Origin of the sequence: Streptomyces sp. TM32 (genome assembly GCF_004122755.1) — a bacterium.
Classification (GTDB): Bacteria; Actinomycetota; Actinomycetes; order Streptomycetales; family Streptomycetaceae; genus Streptomyces; species Streptomyces sioyaensis.
This window is the reverse complement of sequence record NZ_SDIG01000211.1, coordinates 1-9,944: the sequence shown is the minus strand read 5'-3', so window position 1 is coordinate 9,944 and position 9,944 is coordinate 1. Positions and strand designations below refer to the sequence as shown.

General features: G+C 70.4%; 9 protein-coding genes. 3 read left to right on the top strand and 6 right to left on the bottom strand.

The annotated features are described in order from the left end of the window. Positions 1-201: 201 nt before the first annotated feature. Positions 202-666, top strand: coding sequence for a MepB family protein (locus tag EST92_RS28860; RefSeq protein ID WP_129283652.1), 465 nt, complete (start codon positions 202-204; stop codon positions 664-666). Positions 667-822: 156 nt separating this feature from the next. Next, a complete protein-coding gene (locus tag EST92_RS28855; protein ID WP_129283651.1) occupies positions 823-1,071 on the top strand; it encodes a hypothetical protein in 249 nt (82 codons plus the stop codon). A gap of 41 nt (positions 1,072-1,112) precedes the next feature. Here the strand turns inward: EST92_RS28855 and mscL are convergent, their stop codons facing one another. The 6 genes from mscL to EST92_RS28825 form a co-directional block, all read right to left on the bottom strand. After that, the gene (gene mscL, locus EST92_RS28850) at positions 1,113-1,610 is read right to left on the bottom strand and encodes a large conductance mechanosensitive channel protein MscL (RefSeq protein WP_129283650.1); all 498 of its coding nucleotides are present in this window, start codon (positions 1,608-1,610) and stop codon (positions 1,113-1,115) included. 282 nt (positions 1,611-1,892) lie between these two features. Beyond that, positions 1,893-2,165 carry a hypothetical protein gene (locus EST92_RS28845; RefSeq protein WP_129283649.1) on the bottom strand — a complete coding sequence of 91 codons (273 nt, stop codon included), beginning with the start codon at positions 2,163-2,165 and terminating at the stop codon, positions 1,893-1,895. A gap of 139 nt (positions 2,166-2,304) precedes the next feature. Then, positions 2,305-3,138, bottom strand: coding sequence for an S-methyl-5'-thioadenosine phosphorylase (locus tag EST92_RS28840; RefSeq protein WP_129283648.1), 834 nt, complete (start codon positions 3,136-3,138; stop codon positions 2,305-2,307). Between the two features lie 188 nt (positions 3,139-3,326). Further along, positions 3,327-3,665 carry an FmdB family zinc ribbon protein gene (locus EST92_RS28835; protein WP_129283647.1) on the bottom strand — a complete coding sequence of 113 codons (339 nt, stop codon included), beginning with the start codon at positions 3,663-3,665 and terminating at the stop codon, positions 3,327-3,329. A 113-nt stretch (positions 3,666-3,778) separates the two neighbouring features. Beyond that, positions 3,779-5,080, bottom strand: coding sequence for an MFS transporter (locus tag EST92_RS28830; protein WP_129283646.1), 1,302 nt, complete (start codon positions 5,078-5,080; stop codon positions 3,779-3,781). Positions 5,081-5,389: 309 nt separating this feature from the next. After that, the gene (locus tag EST92_RS28825) at positions 5,390-6,907 is read right to left on the bottom strand and encodes a potassium/proton antiporter (protein ID WP_174244166.1); all 1,518 of its coding nucleotides are present in this window, start codon (positions 6,905-6,907) and stop codon (positions 5,390-5,392) included. A gap of 181 nt (positions 6,908-7,088) precedes the next feature. On the opposite strand from EST92_RS28825, the gene EST92_RS28820 reads away from it, so the two are divergent. Beyond that, complete coding sequence (locus EST92_RS28820; RefSeq protein ID WP_129283644.1) at positions 7,089-9,815, top strand: penicillin acylase family protein; 2,727 nt, start codon at positions 7,089-7,091, stop codon at positions 9,813-9,815. Positions 9,816-9,944: the final 129 nt, after the last annotated feature.

The window sequence follows — 9,944 nt, the reverse complement described above, 5'->3', positions numbered from 1 at the left end:
GGGGCCCCTCCCCCCCGGCCCCCTCCCCTTCCCCTTCCCCCAAGTCACCCATATCCCGCCGAGAGTTGCGGCGACCGCTGATGGCAAGATGCCGGAATGGCGACATATTCCGGGGCACCTTCGGACCATGGCCCCCCAGTTCCCCCACCGTGGCCGGACGGGGAATCACTGCATGGTGAACTTCGTGCGGCGAAGGCATTGGTGTACGACCCGTGCGGATTCGTGTGCTCGCGACCGGTGCCCGAAGCCGAGAGTGCCGAGTATGCGGCGCATGAATTCACTCTCGACGGCTCGTCCGTCACGTTTCGGGTGGGCAAAACGACTCCGACGAAGGTCGGCCAGTTCGTCACGGTGTGGAAGCGGCGCCCCGGCGGGCCGATCGAGCCCTTCGATTCCGCGGACCCGGTCGATCTCTTCGTCATCAGCACCCGCGACGGCGAGCGGTTCGGGCACTTCGTCTTTCCGCGGGAGGTGCTCTGCCAACGTGGCATCGTTTCCCGGAACGGCTCCGGCGGGAAGCGGGCCTTCCGCATCTATCCGCCGTGGGTGGAGACCACCAGCCGGCAGGCCCGAAGTACGCAGGCGTGGCAGGTGAAGTACTTTCTGCCGATTCCCGAGGACGGTCCCGTCGACGCGGTCCGTGCACGGGCGCTCCATCACCCGTGAGCGACGGGCTCGTCGGGGAGGCCACAGGCGGTCCGTGCCGGCCAGCCTTCCCCTATCAGGTGTGCTGAGTACGGACTCGCCCGCGGTCGCCCTCCGCCAAGGGGGGCGGCCCGCGCCGGTCGGCGGCCGCATCCGTGCCGGCCGTACCCTGGTGGGGTGAGCACCACCCCCGAACACGAGCCGGACGCCCAGTCCCAGGAGGCCGCGGGCGCCGAACAGGCCGCCGAGCCGGCCCCGGCCGCACGCCCGGCCCGCAAGCCCGCGGCGCGGCTGATCTTCGACGATCCGCTGAACCAGCAGTCCTCGGACGACACCGACCGCGGCTGGGGCGAGCGCCCCAGTGGCGGGGACAGCGCCGCCGACCTCGCCCGCTTCCTCGACGAAAAGCCGCCCCACCACCTCTGAGCGAGGCGACGGGGCGGCCTCGGCCGGCCGTTCGGCGCCTGCTACTCGTGCGTCTTCTGGATGCCGATGGTGCCCGACGGCACGGGCCTCGTGCCGCCGCGCTGCGCGATCAGCGCATCGCGGATCTCCGTCAGCAGTTCGATCTCGGTCGGGCCGAGCGGGGCCTCCTCCGCAGGCTTCCGGGCCGCCTGGCGCTCCTTCCACTTGTTTATCGGAAGGATCATGAGGAAGTAGACGACCGCGGCGGTGATCAGGAACGTCAGGGCGGCGCTGAGCACGGAGCCCCACAGGATGTAGATGCCGTCGGTGAAGGCGCCCGTCTTGGGATCCGTGGCGCAGGTCGCGGTCAGGCAGGACTGGTAATGATCGAGGTTCTGTGAGCCGAGCGCACCCACGAGGGGGTTGATGATCCCCTTCACCACCGCGTTGACGATGTTCGTGAATGCCGCACCGACGACGACCGCGACCGCGAGTTCGATGACGTTGCCGCGCATCAGGAATTCCTTGAATCCCTGCAGGACGCCCTTGCTCTCGCTCACCTGACAGCCTCATTCCTTGCTCACTACACACGGTGCACCGACGTTCAGCACCGCAACTTACGTCAGAGCAGGGCGGAGGTGTCCAGTCCTGCCGCGCCGACCGGCGACCGGCCGCAGCGTGAGTGCGGGCCGGGCGGAGGGGGCCGCTCCTGCGGTCCGGGTGGGCAGCGACCGCGGTATCCGTGCCCCGGGCGGGTCGCCACGGGCGCGCGGCGGCCGCTCTGTCACTCGCAGCGGTGTCACGTGCCCCGGCGGCCGAAGCCACTCGATCTTGGCGCATGGTCACCGCCTGCCCACGGTCGTCGGCGAGGGGCAGCCGGCGGCGGGAGCGGCTCGTACGGCGCCGTACGAGGCACCGCCGGCCAGCACTGCGGCGGCCGTCGCCAGTCCGGCGGCCAGCAGACGCCGCCGTGCGGTCCGGCCCAGCCGGGGCCGGCCGCCGCCTGCCCGCACCGGTGGGAAGTGCGGCACCTCACACGGCGGGGGAGCGGGGAGCGGAGGGGCGAGAAGGTCGGAGTCGGTCAGCGGAGAGGGAGCGGACGGGGTACGGGGCATCTGGTCACCGCCTGTGGTGAGGGGTTCGGAGAACCTGCGATCACCACCGTGCCGGAGTCCGCGCCGGCCCGCTCCAGGCTGTGTACGACCCCGCCGTTGTGGACAACTCGGCCACCCCGAAGGGTGAGGCCGCGCGGCGTTACGGCAGTTCGATGCCCAGGTCCCAGCCCGCGTGGGCGTCGGTGCACAGGCAGTTGCGGGCGGTGTTGCCGGGGAGCGCGGCGACCGCGTCGAAGAGGACGTCGCGCAGCCGGTCGACGTTCTGCGCGAAGACCCGGAAGACCTCTTCGTGGGAGACGCCATGGCCCGTCTCGGTACCCGCGTCCAGGTCCGTGACCAGCGTCAACGACGTGTAGCACAGGCTCAGTTCCCGGGCCAGGACGGCCTCCGGGTGCCCGGTCATGCCCACCACCGACCAGCCCTGCGCGGCGTGCCAGCGCGATTCGGCGCGGGTCGAGAAGCGGGGGCCCTCGATGACGACGAGGGTGCCGCCGTCCACCGGCTCCCAGTCCCGGCCGCGGGCCGCCGCGAGGGCGGCCTCCCGCCCGGTGGGGCAGTACGGGTCGGCGAAGGTCAGGTGGACGACGTTGGGGGTGCTGCCGTCCGGCAGGGTCTCCCCGTCGAAGTAGGTCTGGGTCCGGGCCTTGGTGCGGTCCACGAGCTGGTCGGGGACGAGCAGCGTGCCGGGGCCGTACTCGGGGCGCAGCCCGCCGACCGCGCACGGGCCGAGGACCTGGCGCACGCCGAGCGAGCGCAGCGCCCACATGTTGGCGCGGTAGTTGATGCGGTGCGGCGGGAGATGGTGCCCGCGGCCGTGCCGGGGCAGGAAGGCGACCTTGCGGCCGGCGATCTTCCCCAGGAAGAGCGAGTCGCTGGGGCGCCCGTACGGGGTGTCCAGCGTGATCTCGGTCACGTCGTCGAGGAAGGAGTAGAACCCCGAGCCGCCGATTACACCAATCTCCGCGTCAGCCATGCCGGTCACACTATCGGGGCGGGGCGGCGTGAGGCAGAAGAGTGACGCCCGCGAAAGCATTCCGTAAGGAAACGTATGGAAGCGTCGCGTAAGGACGCGGACGGCGCGACCCGTAGGGACGTGCACGCAAGCAGGCCCCAACACAGCGGGCCCCGCCGTGGTGACGGCGGGGCCCGGAACGCTGTGGGTCAGGCTGCGGAGCTGGTGCCCGAGCCGCTGCCGGAGGACGAGGCGGCGGCCGGAGCGGCGGCCTTGGTCTCGGAGCTGCCGGACGAGGAGCTCGACGAGTCCGAGGAGGACGCAGCGCCGGACGAGGCGGAGGTCTTCGCGGGGCTGCTGCTGGACGACGAGCCGCGGCTGTCGTTGCGGTAGAAGCCGGAGCCCTTGAAGACGATGCCGACCGCGGAGAACACCTTCTTGAGGCGTCCGTTGCAGCTGGGGCACTCCGTGAGCGCGTCGTCGCTGAACTTCTGCACCGCCTCGAGGCCCTCGCCGCACTCGGTGCACTGGTACTGGTAGGTCGGCACTTGTCTTCCTCCTGGCACTCTCACTCGATGAGTGCTAACGACGCTCCATCTTGCAGTATTCCTGGCCATCAGTCCACCGTGACCGGCGCAACGGTGACCGACTCCACGTCCGTTCAGGCGCGCGCCAGCTCCCGCTCCCGGCCCTCGGCACCGGCGCCGGCGCGGTCCGGGACGCGCTGAGCGGCGGTGTCGGCACCCGCGGCCGAGCCGCGCGGCAGCAGGTGGGCGCGGAGCGCCAGCAGCACGGTGCAGGCCAGCGCCGTACCGGCCAGCGGCACCAGGAATCCGCTGCTCGGCCCGAATCCGTCGGCGAGCTGGCCGGCCGAGGTGGCCGCGGCCGCCTGGCCCAGCGCGACCGCACCGGTCAGCCAGGTGAAGGCCTCGGTCCGGGCGGCGGCCGGCACCAGCGTCTCCACGAGGGTGTAGCCGGTGATCAGGGCCGGGGCGATGCACAGGCCCACGACCAGGCCGACGGCGCCCAGCAGCGGTACCGAGGTCACCGCCCACAGCGGGGTGGTGGCCAGCGCGAGCAGCCCGTAGGCGACCAGCAGCCGGCGCCGCGGGCCGACCTTCCAGGCGATCGCGCCGCAGGCGATACCGGCGAGCATGTTGCCGCCCGCGAAGATGCCGTAGAGCACGCCGTTGATGCCGGGCTGCCCGATGTGCTGGGTGAACGCCGTCAGCGAGACCTGCATTCCGCCGAAGACGGCGCCGATGCCGAGGAACGCCACGATCAGGACGCGTACGCCGGGCACCGACAGCGCCGAGACGCGCGGCCGGTCGCCGGACGCGGCCCGGTGCACCGCCGGCTGGCTGCGCTTCTGCGCGGCGAACAGCAGCCCGCCGGCCAGGGTCAGCACGGCCTCGGCGATCAGTCCGGCCGCCGGGTGGATGCCGGTGCACAGCGCGGTGGCCAGTACCGGGCCGACCACGAAGGTGAACTCGTCGGTCACCGACTCGAAGGCGGCGGCCGTCGGCATCAGCGGGCTGCGGCCGAGCCGGGCCGCCCAGCGGGCCCGCACCATCGGGCCGACCTGCGGCGTCGAGGCGCCCGTGGGGACGGCCACCGCGAGCAGCGCCCACAGCGGGGCGTGCGCCAGGGCGAGGGTGATCAGGGCCGCGACGCCGGTGGCGTGCACGAGGACGCCGGGGAGCAGCACCGCGCGCTGGCCGAAGCGGTCGGCGAGCCGGCCGCTCTGCGGGGCGAACAGCGCCATCGAGACGCCGGTGGTGGCGGACACCGCGCCCGCGGTGCCGTACGAGCCGGTGGTGGACTGGACGAGCAGCACGATGCCGATCGTCAGCATGGCGAAGGGCTGCCGGGCCAGGAAGCCGGGCAGCAGGAATGTCCATGCACCAGGGGTGCGGAGAAGTGATCCGTAACCGGAACGGGAATCCTTGACCGCGGATGCCACGGCCGGGCCTTTCTGCCGCCTGGTAGCGCGCCACCCGCGAGGTCGTCACGGATACGCGCCGAGAGCTGTCCTCTCGCGCAGGACCGAGTGATACCGCGTGGTCCGCACCGGAAGAGGTGGCTGCGTAAGGCAGGGGGACCGCGGCCGCCGAGCGGTCGCGCCAGCTCTGCATCAGGCAGAGTTGGTTCGTCGATGTGCCTCTTCATACTACAGGCCGCAGCGCGGGAAGCCCTGGGATCGGGCAGGGCTTCCCGGGAATTTCCTTAGGATCCGTGGAGATGTGCAGCACATTTCCGGGTCCGCGGGCGCTCAGTGCGAGCCGTGCCGCCGCCCCAGGGAACCGGGGATGCCCAGCCAGCCGGCCAGCTTGCCGCCCTGGGAGACCGCCTGCAGCCGCCGCTCGGCCGCGTCGCGCACCGGGTCGGTGGCCACCACCAGCAGCTCGTCGCCGCGGCGCAGCACCGTCGTGGGCGCGGGGACGAAGCTGGCGCCGTCCCGGACGACGAGGGTGACCGCGGCGCCCGCGGGCATCCGCAGCTCGCCGACCTCGACGCCGTGCATACGCGACGTCGGGCCGATGGTGGTCGACAGCAGATGGCCGCGCAGCCGCTCCAGCGGCGCCGATTCGATGCCCAGGTCGGCGGCCTCCTCGCCGTCGCCCAGCCGCAGCCGTCTGGCGAGCCAGGGCAGCGTCGGCCCCTGGACGAAGGTGTAGATGACGACCAGCACGAAGACGATGTTGAAGACCCGCTCGCTGCCGGGCACATGGGTCACCATCGGGATGGTCGCCAGCACGATCGGGACCGCACCGCGCAGCCCGGCCCAGGACAGCAGGGTCTTCTCCTGCCACGGCATCCGCCACGGCAGCAGCGCCACAAATACGGACATCGGCCGGGCCACGATGGTCAGGATCAGGCCGATCAGCAGCGCGGGCACGATGTCGTCGAGCAGGTTGTGCGGGGTCACCAGCAGGCCCAGCAGGACGAACATGCCGATCTGGCCGATCCAGCCGAGGCCTTCGGCGAAACCGCGGGTGGCCGGGGCGTGCGGCAGCTTGGCGTTGCCGAGGATCACCGCGGCCAGATAGACGGCGAGGAAGCCGGAGCCGTGCGCCAGCGCACCGGCCGCGTAGGCGGAGACCGCGATGGCCATGACGGCGATCGGGTACAGACCGGACGCGGGCAGCGCCACGTGCCGCATGCCGTAGGCGCCGAGCCAGCCTATGGCCAGTCCGATGGCGGCGCCGATCGCCAGCTCCAGAGCGATCGTGCCGAGCAGGACGTACCAGTCGTCGACCGGCTGCGTGGTGGAGAAGGCGACGACGAGGATGACGACGGGGGCGTCGTTGAAGCCGGATTCGGCCTCCAGGATGCCTGTCAGCCGGGACGGCAGCGGCACGTTGCGCAGTACGGAGAAGACGGCCGCGGCATCGGTGGAGGAGACCACGGCGCCGATCAGCAGCGCCTGGCGCCAGTCGAGTCCGGCCAGGTAGTGCGCGCCGGCCGCGGTGACCCCCACGCTCACCGCGACGCCGACCGTCGACAGTGCCACCGCCCGTGGCAGTGCCGGTTTGATCTCTTTCCATTTGGTGCCCAGGCCGCCCTCGGCAAGGATCACGACCAGCGCGGCATAGCCGAGGAGTTGGGTCAGGCCGGCGTTGTCGAAGACGACGCCGCCGGGGCCGTCCTGCCCTATGGCGATGCCTATCCCCAGGTAGATGAGCAGGCTGGGGAGCCCGCTGCGCGAGGAGACCCGTACCGCGGCCACCGCGATGAGCAGTACGAGAGAGCAGATCAGCAGGAGTTCGTTGAGGTGGTCGACAGTCAGGAGCTGATCCTTCCTCGCACAGGTGCCGGGGCGCTTTTCCTTAACGTATCTAGTTACTGAGGCTAACAATTTACCATTACTTGAAGGTTGGATGTGCTGGCGGTGACTCCGCGTAGGGGTCACCCAACCCGTGCGCCTATGGTTGCTCCAGCACGCCCACCCTGCCCCTCGAAGGACAGAGATGCCCGCCAACAAGTCCGGCCCAGTCCCCAGGAAGAAGAAGGGGCGGCGCGGCCGCCTCGTCGCGATCACGGTCGTGCTGCTGCTCGTGGCGGGCATCGGCTTCGGCGCGTTCTGGGGTGTCAGCACCGTCCGTGCCTCGTTCCCGCAGACCACCGGCTCACTCAAAGTCCCGGGCCTGACCAACCCGGTGGACGTCACCCGTGACGCCAACGGCATCCCGCAGATCTACGCGGACACCGACGAAGACCTCTTCCGCGCCCAGGGATACGTCCAGGCGCAGGACCGCTTCTGGGAGATGGACGTCCGGCGTCACATGACCGCCGGCCGGCTCTCGGAAATGTTCGGCAAGAGCCAGGTCAAGACCGACTCCTTCCTGCGCACCCTGGGCTGGCACCGGGTGGCGCAGAAGGAGTACGACACCAAGCTGTCGCCCGCCACCAAGAAGTACCTCCAGTCCTACTCCGCGGGCGTCAACGCCTACCTCAAGGACCACGAGGGCTCCGCGCTGTCCCTGGAGTACGCGGCGCTGGACTTCCAGAACGACTACAAGCCCGAGAAGTGGACGCCGGTCGACTCGGTGGCCTGGCTCAAGGCCATGGCCTGGGACCTGCGCGGCAACATGCAGGAAGAGATCGACCGCTCCCTGATGACCAGCCGCTTCAGCCCGGCGCAGATCAATCAGCTGTACCCGGCGTACCCGTACAAGCGGAACAAGCCGATCGTCGAAGGCGGTTCGGTCGACCCCGCCACCAAGCAGTTCAAGCCCGGCGCGGCGGCCAACGCCGCCCCCGCGGGCGCCGCGGGAGCCCTGGCCGGCTACCAGTCGCAGCTGTCCTCGCTGTCCAAGACGCTCGACAAGGTGCCCGCGCTGCTCGGCCCCAACGGCAACGGCATCGGCTCCAACTCCTGGGTCGTCTCCGGTGCCCACACCACCACCGGCAAGCCGCTGCTCGCCAACGACCCGCACCTGGCACCGCAGATGCCCTCGCTCTGGTACCAGATGGGCCTGCACTGCCGCACCACGGGTCCCAAGTGCAACTACGACGTCTCCGGCTTCACCTTCTCCGGTATGCCGGGCGTCGTCATCGGCCACAACCAGGACGTCTCCTGGGGCATGACCAACCTCGGCGCGGACGTCACCGATCTGTACCTGGAGAAGGTCAACGCCGACGGCTACCTCTACGACAACCGGCAGCAGCCCTTCGTGACCCGCAAGGAGACCATCAAGGTCGCCGGCGGCGCGAGCCGCGAGATCACCGTGCGCTCCACCAAGAACAACGGGCCGATCGTCTCCGACCGCGACAGCGAGCTGGCCGGCGTCGGCAAGGACGCCCCGGTCGGCAACGCCGCACCGGACCGCGGCGACGGCTATGCCGTCTCCCTGCGCTGGACCGCGCTGAACCCCGGCAAGTCCATGGACGCCGTCTTCGAACTCAACCGCGCCAAGAACTGGACCGACTTCCGCAAGGCCGCCGGGCACTTCGAGGTCCCGTCCCAGAACCTGATCTACGCCGACACCAAGGGCAACATCGGCTACCAGGCCCCGGGGCAGATTCCGGTCCGCGGCAAGGGTGACGGCGGTTTCGACGGCACCTACCCGGCGCCCGGCTGGGACCCGAAGTACCAGTGGACCGGCTACATCCCGCAGAAGTCCCTGCCGTACGAGTACAACCCCAAGCGTGGCTACATCGTCACCGCCAACCAGGCCGTCACCGACGAGAAGTACCCCTACCTCCTCACCAAGGACTGGGGCTACGGCTCCCGCAGCCAGCGGATCAACGACCTGATCCAGTCGAAGATCAAGGACGGCGGCAAGGTCTCCACCGACGACATGCAGGCCTTCCAGAAGGACAACAGCAGCGAGATCGCCCGGCTGCTGACGCCCTACCTGACGAAGATCGACATCAAGGACAAGTACGTCCGCGACGCCCAGCAGCTGCTGGAGGGCTGGGACTTCACCCAGGAGCCCGACTCCGCCGCGGCCGCCTACTTCAACGCCGTCTGGCGCAACACCCTCAAGCTCGCCTTCGGCAACAAGATGCCCAAGGAGCTGCGCCCCGACGGGCAGTGCCTGACCGTCCGCCCGGCCGACGAGACCGGCCCCGCCGACGAGAACGACAAGTACGTCCGCGAATGCGGCGAGCGGGCCGGCGACACCGCCCAGCCCGACGGCGGCGACCGCTGGTACGAGGTCGTCCGGGGCATCCTCGACGACCCCAACAACGCCTGGTGGAAGACCGAGGACCGCCCCGGCCGCCCCGGTGACAAGAACCGCGACCAGCTCCTCGCGCACGCCATGGCGGACGCGCGCTACGAGCTGACCTCCAAGCTGGGCAAGAACATCGACAACTGGAGCTGGGGCCGGCTCCACCAGATGTTCCTGAAGAACCAGACCCTGGGCACCGACGGCCCCGGCATGCTGCAGGGCCTGTTCAACCGCGGTCCCTGGAACGTCGGCGGCGGCGAGGCCGCGGTCGACGCCACCGGCTGGAACGCCGCCGGCGGCTACCAGGTCACCTGGGTCCCGTCGATGCGGATGGTGGTCAACCTCGCCGACCTCGACAAGTCCCGCTGGATCAACCTCACCGGCGCCTCCGGGCACGCCTACGACGCCCACTACTACGACCAGACCGACAAGTGGGCCAAGGGCGAACTGCTGCCCTGGGCGTACAGCGAGGACGCCGTCAAGAAGGCGGGCAAGGACACACTGACGCTGTCGCCGTAGGGGCGGGCGGCGCGCGCCGCCGCTGCTCTCCGCACCGTAGGGGCGGGCCGGAACCTTGGGTTCTAGGAGTCGTTGCAACACCCCAGTTCAGGGGATGCAATGGACTTCGAGGTCCGTAAGGACCGGGCG

What these genes read in the sequence shown, in the direction of transcription:
- EST92_RS28845 (WP_129283649.1), bottom strand. Translation starts at nt 2,165, where the DNA reads ATGCCCCGTACCCCGTCCGCTCCCTCTCCGCTGACCGACTCCGACCTT.
- EST92_RS28840 (WP_129283648.1), bottom strand. Translation starts at nt 3,138, where the DNA reads ATGGCTGACGCGGAGATTGGTGTAATCGGCGGCTCGGGGTTCTACTCC.
- EST92_RS28820 (WP_129283644.1), top strand. Translation starts at nt 7,089, where the DNA reads ATGCCCGCCAACAAGTCCGGCCCAGTCCCCAGGAAGAAGAAGGGGCGG.